At 68.7% G+C, this 24819-nt stretch carries 25 protein-coding genes; 15 read left to right on the top strand and 10 right to left on the bottom strand.

Translation table 11 applies throughout. From position 1 onward, the window contains the following. Positions 1 to 10: 10 nt before the first annotated feature. From E6C76_RS02265 to E6C76_RS02235, 7 genes are all read left to right on the top strand, one after another. A complete protein-coding gene (locus tag E6C76_RS02265) occupies positions 11 to 988 on the top strand; it encodes an ABC transporter permease (RefSeq protein ID WP_136346635.1) in 978 nt (325 codons plus the stop codon). Between the two features lie 84 nt (positions 989 to 1072). After that, the gene (locus E6C76_RS02260; protein ID WP_136346634.1) at positions 1073 to 1903 is read left to right on the top strand and encodes an ABC transporter permease; all 831 of its coding nucleotides are present in this window, start codon (positions 1073 to 1075) and stop codon (positions 1901 to 1903) included. Positions 1904 to 1911: 8 nt separating this feature from the next. Continuing rightward, complete coding sequence (locus E6C76_RS02255; RefSeq protein ID WP_136346633.1) at positions 1912 to 3555, top strand: ABC transporter ATP-binding protein; 1644 nt, start codon at positions 1912 to 1914, stop codon at positions 3553 to 3555. A 28-nt stretch (positions 3556 to 3583) separates the two neighbouring features. Further along, positions 3584 to 4972: an NAD(P)/FAD-dependent oxidoreductase gene (locus E6C76_RS02250; protein ID WP_136346632.1), complete on the top strand. Its 1389-nt coding sequence runs from the start codon at positions 3584 to 3586 to the stop codon at positions 4970 to 4972. Next, on the top strand, positions 4969 to 6165 hold the full coding sequence (locus tag E6C76_RS02245; RefSeq protein ID WP_330999995.1) for a M20 aminoacylase family protein: 1197 nt from the start codon (positions 4969 to 4971) through the stop codon (positions 6163 to 6165). Before E6C76_RS02250 ends, E6C76_RS02245 begins: the two co-directional genes overlap by 4 nt. Beyond that, a complete protein-coding gene (locus E6C76_RS02240; RefSeq protein ID WP_136346631.1) occupies positions 6162 to 6686 on the top strand; it encodes an L-2-amino-thiazoline-4-carboxylic acid hydrolase in 525 nt (174 codons plus the stop codon). The genes E6C76_RS02245 and E6C76_RS02240 overlap by 4 nt, the downstream gene beginning before the upstream one ends. Positions 6687 to 6839: 153 nt before the next feature. Continuing rightward, the gene (locus tag E6C76_RS02235; protein ID WP_136346630.1) at positions 6840 to 7301 is read left to right on the top strand and encodes a hypothetical protein; all 462 of its coding nucleotides are present in this window, start codon (positions 6840 to 6842) and stop codon (positions 7299 to 7301) included. A gap of 53 nt (positions 7302 to 7354) precedes the next feature. On the opposite strand, the gene E6C76_RS02230 is transcribed toward E6C76_RS02235, so the two are convergent. From E6C76_RS02230 to E6C76_RS02200, 7 genes are all read right to left on the bottom strand, one after another. Further along, positions 7355 to 8269, bottom strand: a complete 915-nt coding sequence (locus E6C76_RS02230; protein WP_136346629.1) for an EAL domain-containing protein — start codon at positions 8267 to 8269, stop codon at positions 7355 to 7357. 83 nt (positions 8270 to 8352) lie between these two features. Then, positions 8353 to 9372, bottom strand: a complete 1020-nt coding sequence (locus tag E6C76_RS02225; RefSeq protein ID WP_136346628.1) for an ATP-binding cassette domain-containing protein — start codon at positions 9370 to 9372, stop codon at positions 8353 to 8355. A 10-nt stretch (positions 9373 to 9382) separates the two neighbouring features. Beyond that, a complete protein-coding gene (gene ssuC, locus E6C76_RS02220) occupies positions 9383 to 10177 on the bottom strand; it encodes an aliphatic sulfonate ABC transporter permease SsuC (RefSeq protein ID WP_136346627.1) in 795 nt (264 codons plus the stop codon). A gap of 31 nt (positions 10178 to 10208) precedes the next feature. After that, positions 10209 to 11378 (bottom strand): FMNH2-dependent alkanesulfonate monooxygenase, encoded by a 1170-nt coding sequence (ssuD, locus tag E6C76_RS02215; protein WP_136346626.1) that lies wholly within the window; start codon positions 11376 to 11378, stop codon positions 10209 to 10211. Positions 11379 to 11392: 14 nt separating this feature from the next. Continuing rightward, positions 11393 to 12364: a sulfonate ABC transporter substrate-binding protein gene (locus tag E6C76_RS02210; protein ID WP_136346625.1), complete on the bottom strand. Its 972-nt coding sequence runs from the start codon at positions 12362 to 12364 to the stop codon at positions 11393 to 11395. Between the two features lie 109 nt (positions 12365 to 12473). Further along, positions 12474 to 12689 carry a TOBE domain-containing protein gene (locus E6C76_RS02205; RefSeq protein WP_136346624.1) on the bottom strand — a complete coding sequence of 72 codons (216 nt, stop codon included), beginning with the start codon at positions 12687 to 12689 and terminating at the stop codon, positions 12474 to 12476. A 51-nt stretch (positions 12690 to 12740) separates the two neighbouring features. Further along, complete coding sequence (locus E6C76_RS02200; protein ID WP_136346623.1) at positions 12741 to 13082, bottom strand: DUF2325 domain-containing protein; 342 nt, start codon at positions 13080 to 13082, stop codon at positions 12741 to 12743. Positions 13083 to 13374: 292 nt separating this feature from the next. Here E6C76_RS02200 and E6C76_RS02195 point away from each other — a divergent pair, with 292 nt between their 5' ends. Then, positions 13375 to 13689, top strand: coding sequence for a c-type cytochrome (locus E6C76_RS02195; RefSeq protein WP_136346622.1), 315 nt, complete (start codon positions 13375 to 13377; stop codon positions 13687 to 13689). Positions 13690 to 13705: 16 nt separating this feature from the next. Continuing rightward, complete coding sequence (locus E6C76_RS02190; protein ID WP_136346621.1) at positions 13706 to 14980, top strand: FCSD flavin-binding domain-containing protein; 1275 nt, start codon at positions 13706 to 13708, stop codon at positions 14978 to 14980. A gap of 445 nt (positions 14981 to 15425) precedes the next feature. On the opposite strand, the gene E6C76_RS02175 is transcribed toward E6C76_RS02190, so the two are convergent. Further along, entirely contained in the window at positions 15426 to 16076 is a 651-nt protein-coding gene (locus E6C76_RS02175; RefSeq protein WP_136346619.1) for a TetR/AcrR family transcriptional regulator, read from the bottom strand. 285 nt (positions 16077 to 16361) lie between these two features. Here E6C76_RS02175 and E6C76_RS02170 point away from each other — a divergent pair, with 285 nt between their 5' ends. From E6C76_RS02170 to E6C76_RS02145, 6 genes are all read left to right on the top strand, one after another. Further along, positions 16362 to 17792 carry an efflux transporter outer membrane subunit gene (locus E6C76_RS02170; protein WP_211090077.1) on the top strand — a complete coding sequence of 477 codons (1431 nt, stop codon included), beginning with the start codon at positions 16362 to 16364 and terminating at the stop codon, positions 17790 to 17792. Positions 17793 to 17860: 68 nt separating this feature from the next. Then, complete coding sequence (locus E6C76_RS02165) at positions 17861 to 19375, top strand: MFS transporter (RefSeq protein WP_136346617.1); 1515 nt, start codon at positions 17861 to 17863, stop codon at positions 19373 to 19375. Positions 19376 to 19401: 26 nt separating this feature from the next. Further along, a complete protein-coding gene (locus E6C76_RS02160) occupies positions 19402 to 20445 on the top strand; it encodes an HlyD family secretion protein (protein WP_136346616.1) in 1044 nt (347 codons plus the stop codon). Positions 20446 to 20733: 288 nt separating this feature from the next. Continuing rightward, positions 20734 to 21576 (top strand): ABC transporter ATP-binding protein, encoded by an 843-nt coding sequence (locus E6C76_RS02155; protein ID WP_136346615.1) that lies wholly within the window; start codon positions 20734 to 20736, stop codon positions 21574 to 21576. A gap of 59 nt (positions 21577 to 21635) precedes the next feature. Further along, positions 21636 to 22460 carry an ABC transporter permease gene (locus E6C76_RS02150; protein WP_136346614.1) on the top strand — a complete coding sequence of 275 codons (825 nt, stop codon included), beginning with the start codon at positions 21636 to 21638 and terminating at the stop codon, positions 22458 to 22460. Positions 22461 to 22476: 16 nt separating this feature from the next. Next, a complete protein-coding gene (locus tag E6C76_RS02145; RefSeq protein WP_136346613.1) occupies positions 22477 to 23169 on the top strand; it encodes a thioredoxin family protein in 693 nt (230 codons plus the stop codon). A 210-nt stretch (positions 23170 to 23379) separates the two neighbouring features. On the opposite strand, the gene E6C76_RS02140 is transcribed toward E6C76_RS02145, so the two are convergent. Both E6C76_RS02140 and E6C76_RS02135 read right to left on the bottom strand, forming a co-directional pair. Continuing rightward, on the bottom strand, positions 23380 to 24042 hold the full coding sequence (locus tag E6C76_RS02140) for a BUD32 family EKC/KEOPS complex subunit (RefSeq protein WP_136346612.1): 663 nt from the start codon (positions 24040 to 24042) through the stop codon (positions 23380 to 23382). Positions 24043 to 24067: 25 nt separating this feature from the next. Continuing rightward, positions 24068 to 24670, bottom strand: a complete 603-nt coding sequence (locus E6C76_RS02135; RefSeq protein WP_136346611.1) for a methyltransferase family protein — start codon at positions 24668 to 24670, stop codon at positions 24068 to 24070. Positions 24671 to 24819: the final 149 nt, after the last annotated feature.

The raw sequence follows: 24819 nt of genomic DNA, 5'->3' as shown, positions 1-24819 counted from the left end.
CACGGAATCGATGCGTCTGCTCACCCTGGCAGGGCGGCGTCTGCTCGCCGCCCTGCCCGCCCTGCTGATCATCCTGGCCGGGCTGTTCCTGCTGCTGCAGCTGGCCCCGGGCGACACCGTGGATGCGCTGGTCGCCCAGGTCGGCGGCGGCGACCCGACGATGATCGAGGAACTGCGCCGCCACTACGCGCTGGACCAATCCACCAGCGCGCGGCTGGCCGACTACCTGTGGCGCCTGGTGCATCTGGACCTGGGCCATTCGGCGATCTACGGCAAGCCGGTGATCGACGTGATCGTCGAGCGCCTGCCGGCCACCCTGCTGCTGATGGGCTCCGCGCTGTCCTTCGCGTTCGCCGCCGGCATGGTGCTGGGCATCCTTGCCGCGCGCCGCGTCAACCGCTGGCCGGACACGCTGATCTCCACGCTGGGCCTGGTGTTCTACGCCACCCCGTCGTTCTGGTTCGGGCTGATGGGCATGTTCTTCTTCGCCGTGTACCTGGGCTGGCTGCCGGCCGGCGGCTTCGGCACCATCGGCGGCGGGCTGCAGGGCTGGGCGCTGTTCGTCGATACGCTGCGCCATCTGGTGCTGCCCACGCTCACCCTGGCGCTGATCTTCCTGGCCATCTACCTGCGCATCATGCGCGCCTCGATGCTGGAGGTGTCCACGCTGGACTTCGTGCGCACCGCGCGCGCCAAGGGCCTCGCCGAGGGCGCCGTGGTGGTACGCCACGTGCTGCGCAACGCCCTGCTGCCCATGGTCACCCTGATCGGCCTGCAGGCCGGCACCATGCTGGGCGGCTCGGTGGTGGTGGAAAGCGTCTTCGCCCTGCCCGGCCTGGGCCGGCTGGCCTATGAATCGGTGATGCAGCGCGACCTCAACACCCTGCTCGGCGTGGTGTTCGTCTCCGCGCTGCTGGTGATCTTCATCAACTTCGTGGTCGATCTGCTGTACGCCAAGCTCGATCCGCGCATCAGCGGGGAGCACTGAAGATGAAACGACCCCCACGCTCACTGCGTTCGCTGCCCCCCAAGGGGGAGCCAGTACGCTTGAGGCGGCTCAGCGCGTACTGACATGCAGTTCATCCGCGACTACCTGCGCAACCCGGCGGCGGCCATCGGCCTGCTGCTGCTCGCCGCCGTGCTGGCGCTGGCGGCCACCGCCGGCCTGCTGTTCCCCGACGATCCGCTCGGGCTGGCCGGACGGCCGCTGCAATGGCCGTTCGCCAACGCCGCCTTCTGGCTGGGCACCGATCACAGCGGGCGCGACATTGCCGCGCAGATCTTCCACGGCGCGCGCGTGTCGCTGGTGATCGGCTTCGTCGCCACGCTGATCGCCATCCTCATCGGCATCGTCGTGGGCGCGCTGTCGGGCTATTACGGCGGGGTGGTCGACGACGTGCTGATGCGCATCACCGAAGCCTTCCAGATCCTGCCCAACTTCCTGTTGCTGCTGGTGCTGGTGGCGGTGTTCGGCTCCGAGCTGAACACCATCATCGTGGCCATCGGCGTGGTCTCCTGGCCGCCCGCCGCGCGCCTGACCCGCGCGGAATTCCTCAGCCTGCGCAACCGCGAGTTCGTGCAGGCCGGGCGCACCCTGGGGCTGGGCGACCTGCGCCTGATCTTCGGCGAGATCCTGCCCAACGCGCTGCCGCCGGTGGTGGTGTACGCCAGCGTGATCATGGCGGTGGCCATCCTGCTGGAAAGCGCGCTGGCCTTCCTCAACCTGTCCGACCCCAACGTGCCCTCGTGGGGCAACCTGATCGGCGGCGGACGCAGCGTGCTGCGCGACCAGTGGTACGTGTCGGCGATTCCCGGCGTGGCCATCCTGCTCACCGTGCTGGCGGTCTCGCTGGTCGGCCAGGGCCTCAACGACGCGCTCAACCCCCGACTGAGAAACCGATAGGCACCGCGATGAGCACCGTCCTTTCCATCCAGGACCTCAGCGTCGCCCTGCCCCCGGGCGCGGACCGCAGCCACGCGCTGAGGCACCTGAACCTCGACCTGCGCGCCAACGAAATCCTCTGCGTGGTGGGCGAAAGCGGCTCCGGCAAGTCGATGAGCGCCGGCGCCATCCTCGGCCTGCTGCCCGAGCGCGTGCGCGCGGAAAGCGGGCGCATCGAATTCGACGGGCGCAACCTGCTCGAACTGGCGCCGGCCGAGCTGCGCGCCATTCGCGGCGCGCGCATCGGCATGATCTTCCAGGAGCCGATGACCGCGCTGAACCCGCTGCGCACCATCGGCGACCAGATCGGCGAGATGTTCCGCGCGCATACCCGCCTGAGCAGGCGCGAGATCGAACAGCGCGTGCTGGCCCTGCTCGCCGACGTGCACATCCCCGACCCGCCGGCCGCCGCGCGTGCCTACCCGCACCAGCTTTCCGGCGGGCAGCGCCAGCGCGCGATGATCGCCATGGCGCTGGCGCTCGAACCCGGCGTGCTGATCGCCGACGAACCGACCACCGCGCTGGACGTCACCACCCAGGCGCAGATCCTCAAGCTGATCCGCGAACTGCAGGAACGGCGCGGCACCGCGGTGCTGTTCATCACCCACGACTTCGGCGTGGTCGCCGAGATCGCCGACCGCGTGGCGGTCATGCAGCACGGCGTGCTGGTCGAACACGGCGCGGCCGCGCAAATCCTGCACGCCCCGCGCCATCCCTACACCCGCGCGCTGATCGCCGCCGTGCCGCCGCTCACCCCGCCGCCCGAACGCGCGGTCAGCGCCGCGGCGGCGCTGCGCGTCGAAGGCGTCTCCAAGACCTACCGCAGCGGCGGCCTGTTCACCGGCCGGCGCGTGGTGCACGCGGTGCGCGAGACCACGCTGGAACTGCCCCAGGGCGGCACGCTGGGCATCGTCGGCGAAAGCGGCTCGGGCAAATCCACCCTGGCGCGCTGCATCGTCCGCCTGCTGGAACCGGACGGCGGCGCCATCCGGCTGGGCGACATCGACCTCGCCGGCCTGCGCGGGCGGGCGCTGCGCGAACACTCGCGCCACATCCAGATGGTGTTCCAGGACCCCTATGGCTCGCTCAACCCGCGCAAGCGCGTCGGCGACCTGGTCGCCCAGGGCCCCATCGTGCACGGCGTGCCGCGCCGCGAGGCCCTGCGCCGCGCGCGCGAACTGTTCGAACTGGTCGGCCTGGACCCGGAAGCCACCGGGCGCTTCCCGCACGAATTCTCCGGCGGCCAGCGCCAGCGCATCGGCCTGGCCCGCGCGCTGGCTCTGCAGCCGCGCGTGCTGGTCGCCGACGAGCCGGTCTCCGCGCTCGACGTCTCGGTGCAGGCCCAGGTGCTGGCCCTGCTCGCCGACCTGCGCACCCGCCTCGGCCTGTCGCTGCTGTTCATCACCCACGACCTGCGCGTGGCCGCACAGATCTGCGACCGCATCGCGGTGATGAAGAACGGCCAGGTGGTCGAGCACGGCCCGGCCGCACAGGTCTTCGCTGACCCACAACACCCCTACACCCGCGATCTGCTCGCCGCCGTGCCGGGCCGCCACTGGAACCCGCCCGGCGAGGCGCTGGCGGAACGGTCTGTGGTGCGCGACGCAGCGTGATCCACCCACGCATGGAGATCCGCCTCCAATGGCCATCAATCTAACCCCGCTTGAAACCACCCTGTGGAACGCCTCGTCCCCGCCGGCGCCCCATGCCCCGGCGCTGGAAGGCAGCGAGCAGGCCGACGTCGCCATCGTCGGCGCCGGCTACGCCGGGCTGTCGGCCGCGCTGCATCTGGCCGAGGCCGGCCACCGCGTCAGCGTGCTGGAAGCCGGCGAACCCGGCCACGGCGGCGCCGGGCGCAACAACGGCATGGTCATCCCGGCGCTCAGCCGCGCCTTTCCGGACGATCTGCGCGCGCAGTTCGGCGACCAGGCCGGCGAGCGCTTCGCCCGGCTGGTGGCCGGCTCCGCCGCCTTCACCTTCGAACTCGCGCGCCGCCACGGCATCGATGCCGACGCCGTGCAAAACGGCTGGCTGCAACCCGCACACTCCCCGGGACGCGCCCGCCAGGCGCGCGAGCGTTTCGAGCAGTGGGACGCGCTGGGCGCCAACGTGGCGTTTTTGAATGCCGGGGAAACCGCCGCGCTGACCGGCTCGCCGATCTACCACGGCGCCTGGCTGGCGCGCGACGGCGGCCACGTCAATCCGCTCAAGCTGGTGCGCGGCCTGGCGCGCGCCGCGCAGGCCGCCGGCGCGCGCCTGCACGGCCAGTCCCCCGCCACCGCCCTGCGGAGCGACGAAAGCGGCTGGCACGTGGATACCGCCAACGGCGCCGTGCGCGCGCGCAGCGTCATCCTCACCACCGACGCCTACACCGACGCCCTGCTGCCGCGCCTGCGCCGCTCGGTGGTGCCGGTGCGCTTCTTCCAGCTCGCCACCACGGTACTCGACGACGCCCAGCGCGCCGGCGCGCTGCCGGGCGGCCACGCGCTGTCCGACACCCACGGCGACCTGCATTTCGCCCGCCCCACGGTGGATGGCCGCCTGGTGTCCGGCGGCGCGCTGGTGCTCACCCACGACTGGCGGCGGCGCCTGGAGCGCCACGTGCGCCAGCGCCTGCGCAGCCTGTTCCCGGCACTCGGCGAGGATCTGCGCTTCGAATACGCCTGGGACGGCCTGGTCGGCATGACCGCCGATTTCCTGCCCCGCCTGCACAACCCCGAACCCGGCCTGTTCACCCTGGGCGGCTTCAACGGCCGCGGCGTGGCCCTGGCGGTGGCCAGCGGCCCGGTGCTGGTGCAGGCCGTGGAAGGCCGCCCGGCCGCCGAACTGGACCTGCCCGTCACCCCCTTGCGCCCGCTGCCGCTGCACGGCCTGCTGCACCGGATCGCACCGCTGGAGCTGCTGCGCTACCGCTGGCGCGACGCCCGCGAAGTGAGGATCGCCCAGAGCGCCCCCGCCCGGCCGCCCGAAGGGGGCGCTCCGCCTCCCCCGGGGAGGGCGTCGCATCGCGACGGGAGGGCCGTCCAGTGAGCGTACTGCCCGAGATCACCGCCCTGCACGAAACCATGCGCGGCTGGCGCCACCACCTGCACGCCCACCCGGAAACCGCCTTCGAGGAAGTGCGCACCAGCGCCTTCGTCGCCGAACTGCTGGCCTCCTTCGGCATCGAGGTGCACACCGGGCTGGCCAGGACCGGCGTGGTCGGCGTCATCCCCGGCAAGGCGCCGGGGCCGTGGATCGGCCTGCGCGCCGACATGGACGCCCTGCACGTCGAGGAAGCCAACCAGTTCGAGCACCGCTCCAGGGTGCCCGGCAAGATGCACGCCTGCGGCCACGACGGGCACACCACCATGCTGCTCGGCGCCGCCCGCCACCTGGCCGAAACACGCGAGTTCGCCGGCACCGTGGCGGTGATTTTCCAGCCTGCCGAGGAAAACGAGGGCGGCGGCCGGGTGATGGTCGAGGAAGGCCTGTTCGAGCGCTTCCCCATCGAAAGCGTGTTCGGCCTGCACAACTGGCCGGGCCTGCCGGAAGGCTACTTCGCCATCCGCACGGGCCCGCAGATGGCCGCCTACGACATCTTCGAGATCACCCTGACGGGGCGCGGGGCGCACGCCGGCATGCCGCACCTGGGGCGCGACGCCACGGTGGCCGCCGGCCAGCTGGTGGGCGCGCTGCAGACCATCGCCAGCCGCGAGATCAACCCGCTGGACGCGCTGGTGGTCAGCGTCACCCAGCTGCACGCCGGCGACACCTGGAACGTCCTGCCGGAAAACGTGGTGCTGCGCGGCACCGTGCGCAGCTTCACCCCGGCGGTGCGCGATCTGGCCGAACGCCGCATCCGCGAGATCGCCCAGGGCATCGCCGCCACCTTCGGCATCCAGGCCGCGGTGTGCTACGAGCGGCGCTACCCGCCCACCGTGAATGCCCCCGCACCCACGCAACAGGCCATCGCCGCGGCCACCGCGCTGGTCGGCGCCGAACGCGTGGATCTGGACCCGGTGCCGTCGATGGGCGCCGAGGACTTCGCCTTCCTGCAGCAGGCCCGCCCCGGCGCCTACATCTGGCTGGGCGCCGGCCCGGGCGCCTCGGGCTGTCTGCTGCACAATCCGGGCTACGATTTCAACGACGAGATTCTCTCCGTCGGCGCCAGCTACTGGGTGCAGCTCACCCGCCAGCTCCTGCCGCTCGACGCCGCGCAGCACACCGGAAGCGCCGCATGAGCACGACCGCCCCCCCATCCGCCGACGTCCTGCCGCCCATTCCCGCCGACCTCGGCATCCTGGTGCGCCGCCGCATCGAGGCGGAGATCATCAAGCCGATCTACGACATCCTGGAACGCGAACTGGGCGAGGAACGCGCCGGCGCGATCATCGACGAGGCGGTCACCGCCGCCGCCGTGCGCGCCGCCGGCGAGATGGCCGCGCGCGAGCCGGCCGGCGGCACGCTGCAAGGCTTCATCGCCATCCAGCCGCTGTGGACGCGCGACGGCGCACTGGAAGTCGAGGTGCGCAAACAGGATGCGCGGCGCTTCGACTTCGACGTCACGCGCTGCCGCTACGCCGAGATGTACCGCGCGCTGGGCCTGGGCAAGATCGGCCACCTGCTGTCCTGCAACCGCGACGCGGCGTTCATCGCCGGCTTCGCGCCGGAGGTGAAGTTCAGCCGCACGCAGACCATCATGCAGGGCGCTCCGCACTGCGATTTCCGCTACGGCACCGACACCCCGCCGGCAACGCCATAGCGACTCGGGTGCGCATCCCGCCACGGCACTGGCCGATGGACCCGTTGACTGCGCTTCATCCGTGTGAAATTTTTGCATTGCAACATAAATTCGTTGCTTCCCGCCGATCGAAACGCTAGCGTCAACCACATCGCCTTCCATCCGGAGTCTGTCATGGTCACGACCGCCCTTGCCGCCGTTTCCGCACCGCTCTCCGCGTTTTCCGTCGAATCATCGGAAGACCCCGCGACCCTCGCCGCCATCGCCGCCGGCAATGCCTGCCTGGATGCCTTTCTGGCCGCATTGCACAACGGCGACGCACAGGCCCGCAACGCCACGCTGAACTACCCGCACGTGCACCTCACCCACGGCCAGCTGCGCGTGTGGGAGAACGCCGCCGCGGGAACGGATTTCGGCTGCGACGCCTGGGACCACTCCCCCTGGGAAGAGCGCGAACTGCTGCACGCCACCACCGAGCGCCTGCACATCGCGGTGAGCTTCCGCCGCGACGAGGAGGCCGATGGCCCGCAAGGCCATTTCCGCGCGCTTTACGTGGTGACCCTGCAGGACGGCCATTGGGGCATCCAGGCCTACGCCTGCCACCCGCTCGCCCGGCTCGACGTCCTGCTCTCCTGAGCCGGGGCGTTCCCAAAGCAGCCGGCCCCGCCTGGGCCGGCTTTTTTACGCCCTCAGCCGCCGACCAGCGCCAGCCCCGAGCGGGACTGGAACAAGTCCGCCGCTGGCCGCGCGTACAGGAAGCCCTGCAGCAGATCGGCGCCGGCGTCGATGGCCAGGGCGTGCTGCTCCGGGGTTTCGATGCCCTCGCAGACCACGCTGGCGTCCAGTTCGTGGATGAGTTCCACCAGGCGCGGCAGCATGCGCCGCGCACGCGGATTGAGCGTGGCCTGCACCACCAGGCTGCGGTCCAGCTTGACGATGTCGGGCGAGAGCCGCCACAGGCGGTCGAAATTGGAGTGCTGGCAACCGAAATCGTCGATGGCCACGCGGTAGCCGCGCGCGCGGTAGGCGTCCACCGCCTCGCTGAGATGGCCGATGTCGTCGATGCCGGCCTCGATGATCTCCAGCACCACGCGGCGCGGACTCAGCGCGCAATGGCGCAGCAGCATCTCGAAGGTGCTGCCGTGCCCGCCGGCCACGCCCAGCAGGTGGCCGCCATGCACGTTGAGGTAGAGGTCGTCGTCCGGCGCGCGCTGGCGGACGAAGTTGAGCACGTGGATCATCCGGCACAGGCGGTCGAGATACACCATCTCGCCGGCATCGGCGGCACGCGCGAATGCATCGGCCGGAGACAGCGCCCGCCCCTGGCCGTCCTCCACCCGCAGCAGCGCCTCGTGCGCGGCGGGCAGCAGGCTGTGGGCGTACAGCAGCGGCTGGAAGGCGCTGCTCAGGCGCAGGCCGGCGAAGCGCCCGCCGGTGCCGGCGCCGGTTTCGTACAGGCCCTCGGCACCGCCGCCGGGCGTGCCGGCGCGGCGGAAATAGGCCGCCACGCCTTCGGGCGCGAGGTGCGCCGCCCCGCCGCCGGCGCGTGAAGGGAGAGAGGCCGGTTCGGGGAGGGAGAACCCGGGCGGGGGCGGCGCGACCATGTCAGTATGCGCCGAGCCGTCTCAAGCGTACTGACACCCCCTCGGGGGGCAGCGAACGCAGTGAGCGTGGGGGCCGTTTCATCTCAAAGGGGCGTGGCCAGCGCCACTTCGTTGGATTTGAACACCACCAGCAGCACCTCGGCGCCGACTTCCAGCGCGTGCTCGCGCAGATTGCGCGCGGTGAGCGTGGACACCAGGACGTCGCGCCTGCCGGAACGGTCGATGGCCTCGATCTCGATCTCGGCGAGCACTTCATCCACGCGGATCGCCTTGACCCGCCCGCGGATCTGGTTGCGCGGATTGAGCGCCTGGACGTTGAGCAGGCGATCCAGCACGCGCCCTTCGAGCGCGGCGAAGGCGGCGTCGCCGCGTGCGCGCGGCCGGGGCAAGGCCACCTCCTGGTCGAGCGCCACACGGCCGTCCTCGATCAGCACGATGCGGTCGGCGAGCGCCACCGCCTCGCTCACGTCATGGGTCACCAGCACGGCGGTGAAGCGGTGCTCGCGCCAGATGCGTTCGATCAGCCGGTGCATTTCGATGCGCGTGAGTGCGTCCAGCGCGCCCAGCGGCTCGTCGAGCAACAGCAGGCGCGGGCGATGCACCAGCGCGCGCGCCAGGGCCACGCGCTGGCGCTGGCCGCCGGACAGGCGGCTGGGCCATTCGTCGGCGCGGTCGGCCAGGCCGACCTGGTCGAGCGCCTCCAGCGCGCGGGCGCGCACCTGCCGGCGGCGCCCCTTGAGGCCCAGGGCGACGTTGTCGGCCACGCTCTGCCAGGGCAGCAGGCGGGCGTCCTGGTACATGATGCGCACGTCGCCACCCTCGCCGGCGAGCTTGCGCCCGTCCGATTCGATGCGTCCGCCGTCGGCGGCGTCCAGCCCCGCCAGCAGGCGCAGCAGCGTGCTCTTGCCGCAGCCGCTCTTGCCCACCACGCCGATGAATTCGCCCGCGCCGACAGCGAGCGACAACCGGTCGAGCACGATGCGCTCGCCGAAGCGGCGCTCCACCGCCTCCAGGCGCACCGCCAGGCCGTTGTCCGGGCGAGTCGTGGAAAAGGTGGCCGATTCGGCCACGCGGGCCAGTTCGGTATCGTTGGATGCGCTCATCGCGGATTCCTCAACTCGGCTGGAAGGCCGTGTTCCAGCGCAGCCAGCGGCGCTCCAGCGCGCGCGCCGCCACGTCGGCGAACTTGCCCAGCAGGGCATACAGCAGGATGGCCAGCACCACCACGTCGGTCTGCAGGAATTCGCGCGCGTTCATCGCCATGTAGCCGATGCCGCTGGTCGCCGAGATGGTTTCCGCGACGATCAGCGTCAGCCACATGAAACCCAGCGCATAGCGCACGCCCACCAGGATGTTGGGCAGCGCGCCGGGCAGGATCACGCGGCGGAACAGCTGCCAGTTCGACAGCCCGTAGGAGCGCCCCATCTCCACCAGCCCGGCATCCACCGAGCGGATGCCGTGGAAGGTGTTCAGGTAGATCGGGAACAGCGTGCCCAGCGCCACCAGGAACAGCTTGCCGCCCTCGTCGATGCCGAACCACAGGATCACCAGCGGGATCAGCGCCAGATGCGGCACGTTGCGCACCATCTGGATCGAGGTGTCGAACAGCCGCTCGAACAGGCGGAAGCCGCCGTTGAGCAGGCCGAACAGCAGTCCCAGCCCGCCGCCGATGGCGAAGCCGATGGCCGCGCGCACGAAGCTCGCCCACAGATGCACGAACAGTTCGCCGGTGGACGCCAGTTCCCAGCCGGCACGCAGCACGTCGGACGGCGCCGGCGCCACGCGGGTGGACAGCCAGCCCAGCTGGGCGGCCGCCTGCCACAGCACCAGCAGGCCGGCGGGCACCGCCCAGGGCATCAGGCGGTCCGCAAGCCCGTTCCGGCGGATGCGTTGGATTGTCGTTGCCATGCCGATTCTTCCCTCCGTGCGCAACGCCCGTTCAGCTCTGCGCGGCCTTGGGGAAGCGGTCGTGGGCGATGATCTCGCCGAACGGACTGGCCAGCCTGGGCGTCTGCAACTGCGCCACGTTGTCGGCCGTGGCGTTCGCCAGCGGCAGATGCGGGAACACCAGATCGGCGAAACGGTAGGCTTCTTCCAGGTGCGGATAGCCGGACAGCACGAAGGTGTCGGCGCCGATGGCGGCGTATTCCTGCAGGCGCTCGGCGATGATCTTGCCGTCGCCCACCAGCGCGGTGCCCGCGCCGCCGCGCACCAGGCCCACGCCGGCCCACAGGTTGGGCGAGACTTCCAGCCGGTCGCGCCGCCCGCCGTGCAGTTCGCGCATGCGGCGCTGGCCTTCGGAATCCAGGCGCGCCAGGGTCTGCTGGGCGCCGGCGATGGTCTCATCGTCCAGTTCGCTGATCAGGCGCTCGGCGGCGGCCCAGGCTTCCGCCTCGGTGGCGCGCGGGATCACGTGCAGGCGCACGCCGAAGCGCACCTGGCGGCCCTCTTTCTCGGCGCGTGCCCGCACGTCGGCGAACTTGCGCGCCACGTCGCCGGGCGGCTCGCCCCATGACAGGTAGAGTTCCACGTGCTTCGCCGCGGTATCGTGGGCACGCGCTGACGAGCCGCCGAAGAACAGCGGCGGATGCGGCTGTTGGACGGGCGGGAAAAGCTGGCGCGCGCCCTTCACCTTGACGTGGCGGCCGTCGAAATCGACCGTCTCGCCGGCCAGCACGCGCTTCCACACCTCGATGAACTCGTCGGCGTGGTCGTAGCGTTCGTCGTGACCGAGGAAGATGCCGTCGCCGGCCAGATCGTCGGCATCGCCGCCGGCGACGACGTTCACCAGCAGGCGACCGCCCGACAGGCGGTCCAGCGTGGCCGCCTGGCGCGCCGCCACGGTCGGCGAAACGGTCGCCGGGCGCAGCGCGACGAGAAATTTCAGGCGCCGGGTGACCGGAATCAGACTGGCGGCGACGATCCACGAATCCTCGCAGAAGCGCCCGGTGGGGATCAGCACCCCGCCGTAGCCCAGGTTGTCCGCGGCCTGCGCCACCTGCTGCAGATAGGCCTGGTCCACCACGCGGGCCTCGCGGGCGCTGCCCAGGTAGCGGCCGTCGCCGTGGGTGGGCAGGAACCAGAACACGTTCAGCTTCTTGTCGCTCATCGCGCGCCCTCCGCTTACTTCTTCGGTTGCCAGACCACGGAAGCCACGTCGAGCTTCTTCGGAATCAGCTTGAGTTCGAAGAACACGTCGGCGATCTGCTGTTGCTGGCGGATCACGTCCGCGCTCAGCGGCTGCACGCCGTAGGCGTAGCGTTCCACCGACACCTGGGTGACTTCCGGGGTGAGGCCGATCTGCGGGGCCAGGATGCGTGCGGCCTCGGCGTAGTTGCCCACGGTCCATGCGCCGCTGCGGTTCACTTCCTCGATGGCCGCGGCGATCACTTCCGGATGCTTCTCGGCATACGGGCGGGTGGCCAGATAGAAGATGTAGTTGTTCACCACGCCGGTTCCGTCGGCCAGGATGCGCGCGCCGATCTGCGCTTCGGCGGCGGCGCCGAACGGATCCCAGATCACCCACGCATCCACCGCCTTGCGCTCGAAGGCCGCACGCGCGTCGGCCGGCGGCAGGAAGGCGACTTCCACGTCGGCATACTTCAGCCCCTCGCGCTCCAGCAGCTTCACCAGCAGGTAATGCACGTTGGAGCCCTTGTTGAGCGCGATGCGCTTGCCCTTCAGCTCCTTCACCGACTGGATCGGCGAGTCCTTCTGCACCAGCAGCTTCTCGGCGCGCGGCGCGGGCGGCTCGTTGCCCACGTATACCAGATTGGCGCCGGCCGCCTGGGCGAACACCGGCGGCGTCTCACCCACCGAGGCGAAATCGATGCTGCCCACGTTGAGCCCTTCGAGCATCTGCGGGCCGGCGGTGAATTCGATCCAGCGCACGGCCACGCCTTCGCGCGTCAGGCGTTCTTCCAGATAGCCGAGCGCCTTCACCACGGCGATGCTGGAGCCCTTCTGCCAGCCGATGCGGAACTCCTTGCCGGCTTGCTGCGCCTGGGCCGGCGCGGCCGTCAGACCCAGCACGGCGGCCAGGGCCAGCGCGGCGCGCGCCACCCGGCGGGACAGCGGGAACTTGCGGAAACTCATCTTCACGACTCCTTCGGCAGATCAATGGACGGACCGATTCCGCCCGCGCGAGCGAGCGGCCATCGGCATGCGGGAAAAACGAAAGGCGGAACGCAGGGGCGCGCGGCGCTCAGATCTTGGCGATCGCCACCTCGGTGGATTTCACCAGTGCGATCACCTCGCTGCCCGGCTTGAGGCCGAGTTCCTCGACCGAGCGCGTGGTGATCACCGAGGTGACGATGCCGTGCGGGGTTTCCACGTCGATCTCCGAAACCACCGGACCGTGGATGATCTCCTTGATGCGCCCGCGGAACTGGTTGCGCACATTGACCGAATGAATGCTCATGACTTTCCTCTTGTGTCTTCTTGGATTACCGATGGGGATCGGACGCGGATTTCAGGCGCACCGCCCGACATAGCCCTGCGCGGCGGCGCGGCGCTCGGCATCGGCCACCACCAGGCGGGCCAGCTTCTCGCGCACATCGACCACCGAATGCCGGCAGTACAGCACCGGCACGCCGCGCCCTTCGGCCTGGCGGCGCACGCTGAACAGCAGGTTGTGATTGACGCGATCACACAGCACCACCACCACGCGGGTATCGGCCGGGATGCAGCGGCGCACGTCGCCCGGCTGGCGGCCGGACCAGCATTCGGTGCGGGTCACGCCCAAGTGCGCGGTCTGCTCGAGTTCGGCGCGTATCGTGCGCACCTTGTCCGCTCCCACCACCAATGCCTTCATCGACGTTCTCCTCGATCCAGCCACGATCACGCGCCGAATGGTGCGCTGCGGCATGAGAGGCACTGTGCAGCGCTATTGATATAACCTCCAATACTATTTTCTGAGATGCATATTCCGTAAAATCAGATCGAAGCTACGGGGCGGCACAGGACTTATCGTGTTTTCTGCGCTGTTATGCAGGAATGATTCGTTCCCGCCCATCGAAGCGCTCCCTAGGATTGCCGCCAATGCCGCGTGGAAGCGCCATCCGCATCGCGCGGCGGCCACTTTTTCGAGCCAGGAGTAAGTACTCATGACCAAAATCCAACGGGCCCTGAGCACGGCCCTGTTCGCGGGCGCCGCGCTCGGCGCGACCGCCGCCCAGGCGGCCGAAGACCCGCAAGTGCGGGCCTGGGCCGCGACTTGCGCCACCTGTCATGGCACCAACGGGGCCAGTGCCACCGGCATTCCGGCCATCGCCGGCCTGGACAGCGAGCGCGCCTACACCCTGCTGAAGGAATTCAAGGAGGGCACCCGTCCGGCCACGGTCATGCACCAGCACGCCAAGGGCTACACCGACGAAGAGCTGAAGAGCCTCGCCGCCTATTTCTCGCGCCAGCGCCCGTGACCGCAAGGAACCGATCATGACGACTTTCAATCGACGCAATTTCCTGAAGGCCGCAGCGGCGACCGGTGCGCTCTCCCTGACCGCCTGCGCCTCCACGCCCCGCAAGCCGATCGCCCGCGTGGTGGTCATCGGCGGCGGCTACGGCGGCGCCACCGCTGCCAAGTACATCCGCAAGTGGGCCCCCGAAATCGAAGTGGTGCTGGTCGAACGCAACCCGGCCTTCGTATCCTGCCCGCTGTCCAACCTGGTACTTGGCGGCACCCGCCAGATCGAGGACCTGACCACCGGCTATGACACGCTGCAGAGCCGCTACGGTGTGAAGCTGGTGCGCGACACCGCGCTGGCCGTCGATCCGGACAAGCGCCAGGTGCGCCTGGCCGCCGGCGACCCGATCTCCTACGATCGCCTGATCGTCTCCCCGGGTGTGGATTTCCTCTACGACCTGGTGCCCGGTCTGGAGAGCGCCGAAGCCCAGGCCCGCGTGCTGCACGCCTGGAAGGCCGGCCCGCAGACCGTGGCGCTGCGCAAGCAGCTCGAAGCGATCCCGGACGGCGGCGTGTATGCCCTGCACATCCCCAAGGCGCCCTACCGCTGCCCGCCGGGACCGTACGAGCGCGCCGCCCAGGTGGCCTTCTACTTCAAGCAGCACAAGCCCCGCTCGAAGGTGCTGATCCTCGATTCGAACGAGGACATCGTCTCCAAGAAGGGCCTGTTCACCAAGGCCTGGAACGACCGCTACCCGGGCATCGTGGAATACCGCCCGAACAGCGAGCTGATCGAGGTCGATGCCGGCAGTCTGACCATCAAGCTGATCAACGGCGACGTGAAGGCCGACGTGCTCAACGTGGTGCCGCCGCAGCGCGCCGGCGACATCGCCAAGCAGGCCGGGCTGATCACCGCCAACGACCGCTGGTGCGGCGTGGACTGGATCACCACCGAATCGCTGGCGGTCAAGGGCATCCACGTACTCGGCGACGCCACCCTGTCGGCGCCCGGCATGCCCAAGTCCGGCTTCATGGCCAACAACCACGCCAAGCTGGCGGCCGACGCGGCCATCGCGCTGCTCACCGGGCGCGCGGTGAACACCCACCCGATCATCGCCAACACCTGCTACAGCTTCGTCTCCGACACCGACGTGGTGCACGTGGCCTCGGTGCACAAGTACGACGCCGAGAAGAAGACCCTGGTGGCGGTGCAGGGCGCAGGCGGCCTCTCGTCGGCGGCCAACGAGCTGGAAGGCAAGTACGCCGATTCGTGGGCGCGCAACATCTGGTCGGACGCCCTGCTCTGACCCGGCCCGCATGCGGACCGCAGCGGGGGCGCCTTCGGGCGCCCCCGTTTTTTGTTTCACGCCGACTCCACCACCGAAGTTCGACGGAGTGCGAATCGGCCATATGCCGGCGCTTTCCGCGACCTGCTCCGGTTTCCCCTCTGACTGCTCCTGGCTGGCACTTGGATTCCGGGGCTGCCCAAAGAGTCAGCATGGCTAAGATCACGCTCATCAAGACCGCCGTGGAAGCGGCGCAACCCCAGGGGCGGACGCTGTCGAACTGCGGGATACCGTGCTACCCGGCTTTCTCTGCAAGATTGCCCCGTCGGGCCGCCGGGTGGCCGCAAAGGGGGCTGGCCGAGCGGCGCTCCGTCATGATCGCCAGCGGACGCTATGCGATGCTCGATGACAGTGCGCGGAGGTGGTGTGTCGTGGGAGATTGGGCGGCAGCGTGGATGGGCGTTGCCTAATCCTTAGCGCTCACTGGCGCGGCAGTTGCCACACCAAAGGCCGCGAGGAAAGTCGTTACCGCGATCTGCACCCAGTAGTCCTTTTGCGCGGCAGATGGCCGGGTGCCAGGGTGTGTCAGACACTCCATTTGCGCCTGCGCGCGAATCATGCTCAGGAACAGTGTCGCGGCGGCTTCCATGCCGATCGACTGGACGTTGATTTCTCCGATTTCAACCGCCTCGCGCAACTGCTCGGCAATCATGGCGATGACGACCTTCGGGCCGGCCAGATAGAACCGCCGCCCCAGTTCGGGGAATCTTGGTGCTTCCGCCATTATCACCCGGTTCAACGCCAATGCGTCCGGTGACAGAACGATATCGAGGCAGGACATGCCCAGGTCGGTCAGCGTCTTGGTGATGCTGCCGGGAGAGGGGCGCATGGCCTTGAATGTCGACGTCATCGACGCGCATAGGTGCTCGATCACCGCAACAAACAAGGCTTCCTTGTTGGGAAAGCAGGCGTACATCGTGGCCTTGGAGACGCCCGCCGCGCGCTGGATCATGTCCGTGGTGGCGGCACTGAAACCATGTTCCAGAAACACCTTCCTGGCCGCCGTCAGTACGGCCAGTTGCTTGTCGTTTTGCTCGGCAGCGAGGGGGGCGAGCATCGGCTCTCTTTCAACTGAAAAAAACATAGGTGCAACTATACCGAACGGTATTAGATTCGGCAAAACGGCCGCATTGCCATCCTGATACAGTCGCAATTTCGACTCAAATTTTGACGGAAATCCCTTGCAGCATCGGAGTACCGATCGGTATAGTACCGCTCGGTACAGCGACCTAGGGAGGCATGCGTCCGCACACACCCGCCCGCGTCGCATTGCTAGAGGACTTCTATGGATCGCGTTTTTCGAGGCCGGGGACTTCGCCGGGTCGCTCATGGAGCGCCCGCATTGGCGCTGGTACTTGCTGGTTGCATGACGGCCCCCGATGTTCGGGAGCCGTCGCTGGCTTCGCCGGATGCGGCGCTGCATGCCCGTGCGGCGGTCGTGGCGGATGAAGCCGCCTTGGTTGAGGAGCCGGCGCCGTCCGAATGGTGGCAACTGTTCGGCGATGCCACGCTGACGGCCTTGCAGGCCGAGGCCGCCACATCCAACCTCGATCTCCAGGCCGCCGCCGCGCGCATCGAGGAAAGCCGCGCACAACTGGGACTGGCTAATGCCGCCCGCCGCCCGCAACTGTCCGCGGATGCCAGCTACGCGCGTTCGGCCCTCAGCGAAAACTCGCCGATGGCGGCGCTGGGCGCACCGGCCAGCGCATCGGACAACTGGTCGATGGGCCTTCAAGCCGGCTGGGAACTGGATTTATGGGGCCACCTGCGCTACCTCAGCGATTCGGCCGAAGCCCGGCTGCAAGCCAGCGCCTACGGCATGGATGCGGTGAAGGTGTCGGTCGCGGGTGACGTGGCCCGCACCTATCTGTTGCTGCGTGGTATCCAGGCACAGCAAACCATCGTCGAGGAAAACCGCCGGATTGCCGAGAACCTGGTGAACCTGACCGAGAGCCGTCAGCGCAACGGCGTAGCGACCCGATACGATGCCGCCGCCGCCCGCGCCGACCTGGCCGGCATCGAAGCCCGCCTGACGCAACTGAAACAGCAGCGCGACGCGCTCCTGAACGCGCTGGCACTGTTGCTGGGCCAGCCGCCACGCGAGCTGGATGCACGTCTCGATAGTGCCGGCCTGCCGCCGATGCCCGAGCGTTTGCCCGTGGGGGTGCCCTCTGAACTGGCCCGTCAGCGGCCCGACATTTTGCAGGCGGAAGCACGCCTGCGCGCTGCGGTTGCCGACATTGGCGCGGCGAAGGCCGACTTCTACCCGCGCATCAGCCTGACCGGCAGCGTGGGCGTCCAGGCATTCGACTTCTCCGACCTCGGCAGTTGGGACTCCCGGCGCTTTTCCGTGGGGCCGACGCTGTACCTGCCAATCTTCCAGGGCGGGCGGCTCAAGAGCAATCTGGCGTTGAGCGAAGCGCGGCACCGCTTGGCGGGAATCTCGTATCAGCAAACCGTGTTGCGCGCCTGGCATGAAGTGGACGATGCGCTGAACGCCTACGCCACCGAACTGAAACGGCATGAGCAGTTGCAGATCGCGCTGACACAGAACCAGACCGCATTGGATGTGGCACAGCGCGCCTACCAGCAAGGCACCGCCGATTTCACCTCCGTACTGGTGGCTCGCCGCTCGCTGCTGGCGAGCCAGGCCGAACTCACCGACTGCGCCACCGCATCGGCCTTGTCAGTCGTGGCACTCTACCGAGCACTCGGCGGCGGCTGGTCGCCGGAATTGCGGGCCGCCCCGGCCATCGTGGAAGGCGCATCGTGACAGCGCCGGCAGTAACACCGCCAGCCGGGCCGCCTGGTGGCCCCCCGCAGCCCCGATTCGGCCCGCGCATGGCTGTCGGCCTGCTGGGCATCTTGCTGGCTTCGATGGTGGCTGGCCTGAACGGCCGAATACCCGGCCTGGTACTGCCTGACTTGCGGGGTGCCCTGGGTTTCGGCCTGGACGATGCTTCCTGGCTGACTACGGCGTATGCCGCTGGCGAACTGGCCGCGATGCCGTTTGCAACGTGGTTTGCCATCACGTTCTCGCTGCGCCGTTTCCACCTGACGATGCTGTTCAGCACGTTGCTGTTGTCGCTGGTCATGCCCTATGTGCAAGACCTGCATCTGCTGCTGACCCTGCGCGTACTTCACGGCATGCTCGGCGGCGCGCTGATCCCCGTGCTGATGATGGCCTGCCTTCGGTTCCTGCCGCCGCCCATCCGCCTGCACGGCTTGGCGATCTTCGCGCTGGTCGCCACCTTCTCGCCGAACATCGCCTTGTGGCTCGCCGCACAGTGGGTTGACCGGCTTGAAGACTGGCGTTGGGTCTATTGGCATGTGATTCCGCTGGGCTTGGTGGCGGCCACGCTGGTCGGCTGGGGCATTCCGAAGATGCCGATGGCCCTGCCGCGCATACCGCAAGCCAACTGGTTCGGCATGGCCCTGGGTATCCCCGGCCTGATGCTGCTGGTCGTCGGCGTGGATCAAGGCGTGCGGCTGGACTGGTTCCATTCGCCGCTGATCGTCGCTGCGTTCGTTGCCGGCGGTGCGCTGCTGGCCCTGTTCCTAGCAAGCGAATGGTTCCATCCGGCACCGTTCGTCCGCCTGCAACTGCTGGAGCGGCGCAACCTCTGGATTGGCTTCATCATCTTCGCATTGCTGCTGATGACGATGGCCACCGCCGTCACCCTGCCGGCCAACCTGATGGCCAATTTCCAGGGTTTCCGCATGGAACAGAGCGCTTCGCTCGGCCTGATCGTCGGTCTGCCGCAACTGCTGCTCGGGCCATGCGTGGCACTGCTGCTGTATCGGAAATGGGTCGATGCGCGCCATGTGTTCGTCGCGGGATTGCTCTGCATGATCGCCGCCAATTGGCTGGCATCCGGCATCACGAGCGAGTGGATGGTGCGGCAGTTCTTGTGGACGCAAGTGCTGCACATGGTCGGACAGCCACTGACGATGGTTTCGCTGCTGTTCCTGCTGACGAGTGTTGTACAGCCAATGGAGGGGCCATTCCTTTCGGGCCTTGTGAACATCGTGCGTGTGTTCAGCACCACCATCGGCGCCGCCATCATCGGACAAATCACGGCAGTACGCAGTCGCTTCCATTCGGAAATGCTGCTCGACAATGCCGGGCAACTGTTGGCGCGCCTGCCATCGAACGATCCGGCCTGGGCATCACTGGGCAACACGGTCGCGCAGCAGGCCAACATCCTGGCGGCAGCGGACATTTATCGCGTATTCGCCGTGGTTGCGCTGCTGATGGTTCCGCTCGTCCTGATGCTCCAGCACATTCCGGCGCCCGTGGTGACGCGCACGCCCCCTGTCACGCCACCCGCCGCAGCGCCGGCGGCAGCTTCTTGACCCCTCTTATCGAATAGCGGCTCCTCATGTCCAAGAATCTTCGCTTCCGCATCATCGCCGGCTCGGCCGCTGCCATCGCCCTGGTGGCTGCCTTCCTGATCCTCAACCGCTCGGAGTCCAGTGCCGGCACGCAGAGTACCGACGACGCCTATGTGCAGGCCGACTTCACCGTGATCGTTCCGCAGGTGGCCGGCGTCATCACCCGTGTGGACGTTGCCGACCACCAGGAGGTACAGGCCGGTGCGCCGCTGGTTGGCATCGACGAGCGTGACCTGCGAATCGCGGTGGACAACGCCAAGGCGCACATCGCCAGCGCCGAGGCCACCATCGCAAGCCTGCAAGCCCAGCTCGACCGGCAGCAAAGCGCCATCGCGCAGGCGCGCGCGGCGCTTGCCGCATCCGGTGCCAATCTCAAGCTCGCCGAGGCCAACCGCAACCGCTTCGCCAATCTGGCGCGCGATGGTTCCGGCACAGTCCAGGCCCACCAGCAGGCCGAGGCCGAATGGGACGTTCAACGCGCCGCACGCGAACGAGATCAAGCCGGCCTGCGCTCGGCCGAACAGCAGATCGCCATTCTCCGCGCCGAATTGGAGAAAGCGCGTGCCGCGCTGCTGGCGGCCCAGGCCGAGAAGGCCGCTGCCGATCTGAACCTGTCCCATGCCAGCATCGTCGCGCCCGTCAGCGGCGTCATCGCCCAGCGCAAGGCCAGGGTCGGCGGCTATGCCCGCGTCGGCGAGCCGTTGCTGACCCTGGTGCCGCTGGATGCCGTCTATGTGGAAGCCAACTTCCGCGAGACGCAGATGGCCCGCGTGCGAGTTGGCCAACCGGTGGACATAACCGTGGATGCGCTGCCGGATGTACATCTCAAAGGCCGTGTCGAAAGCCTGGGGCCGGCCAGCGGTGTCAGTTTCTCAACGGTACCGCCGCACAACGCCACCGGCAACTTCACCAAGATCGTGCAGCGTCTTCCGGTGCGTATCCATCTGGAACCGGGCCAAGAAGATGCTCGCCGATTGCGCGTCGGCATGTCGGTACGCCCCATCATCGACGTTGCAGCAAAGGCACCCTGAACCTCAAGACTTTCTCAAGGATGGCTCGGCTCAACACCAGCCTGCAGTTCGTCCATCTGGCATTTCCGGGGCTCCTGCTCAGAAGACTTTGAACACGTTCTTAGCGGTTCGGCGAAGGCCCCCGCCGGCATCGGCGGCGAGCGGCCATGAGGCGCGCGCGGCCGGGGTGACGGCCCGCGGGCAAGCCGTTTTTTCTGCTTTCCAACTAAGTTTTTCTTGGTTCGCCGCCGCCCCCGGCCTCCCTACCATGAGGCCTTTTCCTACCCTCGGGGCAACACGGAAAGCTTCATGACCGAGCATCGACGAACCGATACGCGGCACGCGGAGGCGCCCGCAGGCCAGGCCCGCGAGCACTCGCTGCGCATCGAACGGCTGAACTTCGCCTACGGCGACACGCCCATCCTGCGGGGCATCGACCTGCACGTGCGCGAGGGCGAATTCCTCGCCCTGCTCGGCCCCAGCGGCTCGGGCAAATCCACCCTGCTGCGCCTCATCGCCGGGCTGGAAAGCCCCACGGCAGGCCGCCTGGACGCCAGCGGCCGGCCGGTGAGCGGCCCCGGCACCGACCGCGCGGTGGTCTTCCAGCACTACGCGCTGTTCCCCTGGATGACCGTGGTGGACAACGTTGCCGAGGCCGTCGCCAAGGCGCATCCGCGCCTGCCGCGCAGCGAGCGCCGCGCCCGCGCGCTGAAGCAGCTCGAACGCGTCGGCCTGGGTGAAGTCGGCGGCAACCACCCCTTCGAACTCTCCGGCGGCATGCAGCAGCGCGCCGCCATCGCCCGCGCCCTGGCGCTGGAGTCGCCCTTCCTGCTGATGGACGAACCCTTCGGCGCGCTCGACCCGATCAACCGCGCCAAGCTGCAGGATCTGCTGATCGAAGTCTGGCAGGGCAGCACGCCCCGGCGCACCGTGGTGTTCGTCACCCACGACGTGGACGAGGCCCTGCTGCTCGCCGACCGCATCGCGGTCATGGGCGCCACCCCGGGGCGCATCATCGCCGAGCACAGCGTGCCCTTCGCCCGCCCGCGCCAGCGCGCCGCGCTGTTCAAGGACGCCGGCTTCCACCGCCTGCGCGAGGAGATCGCCGAGGCCCTGGACGCCGACACCCTCGCCCATCTCGAAGCCGCCTGACCCCGCGCGCCCTCCAGGGCGCGGCGTCTTTCGCTTCCGCACGACCAAGGAATTTCCGCATGACCGCACCGCACAAGGCGCTCGCCCTGCAGGCCGAAGCGCCCCCCTCCACCCCGCCGGCCGGCCTGCTGCGCCGCTGGCTCGCCGCCTTCGCCTGGGAGCCCTGGGCGCTCGCTGCCATCCTGCTGGTCGCCTGGCAGATCGCCGGCAACGCGCTGGCCGGCGAGGGCAATCCGCTGCTGCCGCCGCCCGCGGTGGTCTTCCGGGCGCTGTGGGATTCGCTGCCCGAACTGTGGCGCGGCACCATCTCCTCCTTCCTGATCCTGCTTCCAGGCTACGGCACCGCGCTGGCGCTGGGCGTCGCCCTCGGCCTGCTCTCCGGCACCACGCCGTGGCTGGCGCGCGCCTTCTTCCCCTTCGCCCGCGTGGCCGCGCCGATTCCACCCACCGTGTTCATCCCCTACGCCATCGCCGTGCTGCCCACCTTCCACCTGTCGGCCACCTTCGTGGTGTTCCTCGGCGCGTTCTGGCCGATCTTCATGAACGCCGCCTCCGGCGCCCAGGCGGTGGAAGGCCGGCACCGCGACAACGCCCGCGTGCTCGGCTTCTCGCACTTCGAATATCTGTACAAGGTGGTCTTCCCGGCCAGCCTGCCACACATCTTCGCCGGCATGGCGGTGGGCCTGGGCTTCTCCTTCATCCTGCTGACCGTGGCCGAACTGTTCGGCGCCAACGCCGGGCTGGGCCGCTTCGTGCAGTACTACGCGGACTTCGCCGACTACCCGCGCATGGTCGCCGGCATTCTCTACACCGGCGCGGTGACCTGGGCGGCCATGACCCTGCTCGACAAGCTGCGCCACCGCGCGCTGTTCTGGCTGCGCTGAACGGAGGCCTTCCCGCATGAGCGAATCGACCGAGCGCCGCCAGCGCGGCTACCGCGAAATCTTCCTCGACCCCACCGTGCCGGAACCCTCCGCCAGCACCCCGGACGCCCCGGCGGACGACGAAGGCCATCCGCAGGCACGCCGCGTGCCCTGGTTCATCCTCGCGCTGGCCGGGCTGTTCCTGGTCAGCGTGGCCGCCAGCGCCCTGCAGGCGTCCGGCGGCACGCAGGGCGCCGGGAATCCGGCAGCGCCCCCCGCCGCGCAGCAGAAGGACTACGACGGCTTCTTCCTGCCCGGCGACGACCTCGCCAGCGCCCTGGAGGAAGCCCGCCGCAGCGGCCGCCGGGGCGTGGCCGTGCTGTTCGAGATGGAAGGCTGCGGCGAATGCGCCAAGCTGCGCGCCACCACCTTCAAGGACGAGAAACTGCGCGCGTCGTACAACGAGCAGTTCGTCACCCTCAGCCTGCTCGCCGACCACCCGCTGCCGCTGGTCGACTTCGACGGCCAGGCCACCGAGCAGACCGAGTTCGCCCAGCGCGAACGCGTGTTCGCCCTGCCCACGCTGGTGTTCTACGACCTCGACACCCTGCCGGTGGCCCGCCAGGTCGGCAGCGCCGGCGAGGTGGCCGACTGGGTGCGCCTGGCGCGCTACGTGGCCGAGCGGGGCTACGACGAGGCACCGTTCTCGCACTGGCAGCCAGCCAACTGATTCTTCCGCCCGCTCAACGCACGAGGCCCCCGGCGCATGGCGCACCGGGGGCCTCGTGTGATTGCTGGTCCAACACCTGGCACTTCCTTGGTTGATCCTTACCGGCAAGACGAGCGGCAAGCACAGCATCGAAGCAGCAGCACGGGGCTCCCCTGTGCCGATCGTACGGACTCTCTTGATGCCCCGGCCGCCTGGGCTGGAAGAGAACCGTCAGCGGGAAAGAATACCCCTGACCCGCGACGGCAGGCCCGAGAGCTCCCGGCCCGGCAGGTCGGCGATGTCGCGGTAACCCCGGAGCAGCGCTGAAACCAGGTGGGGATGGCGGCGCCACTCATCCGGGCAGCGCAACAGGTGCAGCCAGTTGCGGCGACGCTCCCAGCGGGTCAGGGAGTAGGAGCGGAAGCGGATGTCGAGCACGTCGATGAGCCCGATGCCCTGTTCGCTGACCACGATGTTGCCCGGGTGCACGGAACGGAACAGGATGCCCAGGCGGTGGAGTTGGGCGAGAAACTCCCCGATGCGGTACATGAGCGGCACGTCGACCCTGTCGGCGGCCAGCAACTCCCGCAGGGTGAGGCCCGGCAGGGGTTGATAGATCGCCACCGTGTGGGGCTCCCCGACGATGCGGTGCAGCGCCGTGACACGCAGGGTCGGCACCCCCATCTGCCAGAGCTGGCGGGCGTTGCGGGCAAAGCGGATGGCCGCCGGCGCCATCAGGTCGCTGCTGAAAAAACGCTTGCGGCGAAAGTATTTGAGGTAGCGGCCATCGGGCAGCCGCAGCACTTTGAAACCCCGTTCATCCTGCTCGATGAACTCGGCGGTGCGCGCCAGTTCGGCGAGTTCATCCGGGGACAGGGGTCGTACGGTGATCATGGCGTCTCCCACGGCCTGCGACCGCTCAGTCCTCTCTCTGGCGGGAGAACAGTCGCGGCAGCAGGCTGCCGGTCATGTTCATGTAGTCGAGGTAATTGTGTCCGAAACGCTCGAGGGCCGCCAGTTCGTCCCTCGGCACCCGCAGGCCGTACACCAGCGCGAAGCTCAGCACCGCGGCCAGTCCGCCCAGCCAGTTCTGGCTCAGCAGCACCTGCGCCATGGCCAGCAGCATGAGAGCCGTGTAGAACGGGTGGCGGATATGGCGGTAGATGCCGCTCACCGCGAACTGCTCCTGCCCGGGAGACTGCGGGCTGCCCGGCCTGTCCCGCAGGGATCGCCAGCACAGCCATACCGCCAGCAGCCCGACCAGCAGCCCGAACCAGGCCAAGTCGGCACTGAAATGGAAATCGGCGAACTCCAGCCAGGGAACGAAGGCGTCGACCAGCGGCACCACCACCATGCTGCAACCAGTGATCATCATCAGCCAGTAGAGTTCGGCGTCCGCCCCGCCTCCGACGCCCACCGGGTCGCCGTATCGCCGCCACAGGGACACGCAGGCATCGCCGACCAGGACCAGGCCCGACAGCACCAGAAACACCAATAGGAACTCTGCGTGGTCTTCGGTCATCGCGTCTCACTCTCGTTTCACGGCCCCATGCCGACGGCTGCCGGCGGGGATTGAACGGCGCTGCACACGGCAGACAGCCATAGGCACCGGGACCAGGGCAGGATACCCCTGCCCCGGTGCCCGGCAAAGCCCCTTGGGCAGGCGAGTCA

It is taken from the genome of Pseudothauera nasutitermitis (genome assembly GCF_004801295.1).
In the GTDB taxonomy this organism is placed as follows: Bacteria; Pseudomonadota; Gammaproteobacteria; order Burkholderiales; family Rhodocyclaceae; genus Pseudothauera; species Pseudothauera nasutitermitis.
This window is presented reverse-complemented; position numbering and strand designations above follow the sequence as displayed.

What these genes read in the sequence shown, in the direction of transcription:
- E6C76_RS02265 (WP_136346635.1), top strand. Translation starts at nt 11, where the DNA reads ATGCGTCTGCTCACCCTGGCAGGGCGGCGTCTGCTCGCCGCCCTGCCC.
- E6C76_RS02260 (WP_136346634.1), top strand. Translation starts at nt 1,073, where the DNA reads ATGCAGTTCATCCGCGACTACCTGCGCAACCCGGCGGCGGCCATCGGC.
- E6C76_RS02255 (WP_136346633.1), top strand. Translation starts at nt 1,912, where the DNA reads ATGAGCACCGTCCTTTCCATCCAGGACCTCAGCGTCGCCCTGCCCCCG.
- E6C76_RS02250 (WP_136346632.1), top strand. Translation starts at nt 3,584, where the DNA reads ATGGCCATCAATCTAACCCCGCTTGAAACCACCCTGTGGAACGCCTCG.
- E6C76_RS02240 (WP_136346631.1), top strand. Translation starts at nt 6,162, where the DNA reads ATGAGCACGACCGCCCCCCCATCCGCCGACGTCCTGCCGCCCATTCCC.
- E6C76_RS02235 (WP_136346630.1), top strand. Translation starts at nt 6,840, where the DNA reads ATGGTCACGACCGCCCTTGCCGCCGTTTCCGCACCGCTCTCCGCGTTT.
- E6C76_RS02230 (WP_136346629.1), bottom strand. Translation starts at nt 8,269, where the DNA reads ATGGTCGCGCCGCCCCCGCCCGGGTTCTCCCTCCCCGAACCGGCCTCT.
- E6C76_RS02225 (WP_136346628.1), bottom strand. Translation starts at nt 9,372, where the DNA reads ATGAGCGCATCCAACGATACCGAACTGGCCCGCGTGGCCGAATCGGCC.
- ssuC (WP_136346627.1), bottom strand. Translation starts at nt 10,177, where the DNA reads ATGGCAACGACAATCCAACGCATCCGCCGGAACGGGCTTGCGGACCGC.
- ssuD (WP_136346626.1), bottom strand. Translation starts at nt 11,378, where the DNA reads ATGAGCGACAAGAAGCTGAACGTGTTCTGGTTCCTGCCCACCCACGGC.
- E6C76_RS02210 (WP_136346625.1), bottom strand. Translation starts at nt 12,364, where the DNA reads ATGAGTTTCCGCAAGTTCCCGCTGTCCCGCCGGGTGGCGCGCGCCGCG.
- E6C76_RS02205 (WP_136346624.1), bottom strand. Translation starts at nt 12,689, where the DNA reads ATGAGCATTCATTCGGTCAATGTGCGCAACCAGTTCCGCGGGCGCATC.
- E6C76_RS02200 (WP_136346623.1), bottom strand. Translation starts at nt 13,082, where the DNA reads ATGAAGGCATTGGTGGTGGGAGCGGACAAGGTGCGCACGATACGCGCC.
- E6C76_RS02195 (WP_136346622.1), top strand. Translation starts at nt 13,375, where the DNA reads ATGACCAAAATCCAACGGGCCCTGAGCACGGCCCTGTTCGCGGGCGCC.
- E6C76_RS02190 (WP_136346621.1), top strand. Translation starts at nt 13,706, where the DNA reads ATGACGACTTTCAATCGACGCAATTTCCTGAAGGCCGCAGCGGCGACC.
- E6C76_RS02175 (WP_136346619.1), bottom strand. Translation starts at nt 16,076, where the DNA reads ATGCTCGCCCCCCTCGCTGCCGAGCAAAACGACAAGCAACTGGCCGTA.
- E6C76_RS02165 (WP_136346617.1), top strand. Translation starts at nt 17,861, where the DNA reads ATGGCTGTCGGCCTGCTGGGCATCTTGCTGGCTTCGATGGTGGCTGGC.
- E6C76_RS02160 (WP_136346616.1), top strand. Translation starts at nt 19,402, where the DNA reads ATGTCCAAGAATCTTCGCTTCCGCATCATCGCCGGCTCGGCCGCTGCC.
- E6C76_RS02155 (WP_136346615.1), top strand. Translation starts at nt 20,734, where the DNA reads ATGACCGAGCATCGACGAACCGATACGCGGCACGCGGAGGCGCCCGCA.
- E6C76_RS02150 (WP_136346614.1), top strand. Translation starts at nt 21,636, where the DNA reads ATGACCGCACCGCACAAGGCGCTCGCCCTGCAGGCCGAAGCGCCCCCC.
- E6C76_RS02145 (WP_136346613.1), top strand. Translation starts at nt 22,477, where the DNA reads ATGAGCGAATCGACCGAGCGCCGCCAGCGCGGCTACCGCGAAATCTTC.
- E6C76_RS02140 (WP_136346612.1), bottom strand. Translation starts at nt 24,042, where the DNA reads ATGATCACCGTACGACCCCTGTCCCCGGATGAACTCGCCGAACTGGCG.
- E6C76_RS02135 (WP_136346611.1), bottom strand. Translation starts at nt 24,670, where the DNA reads ATGACCGAAGACCACGCAGAGTTCCTATTGGTGTTTCTGGTGCTGTCG.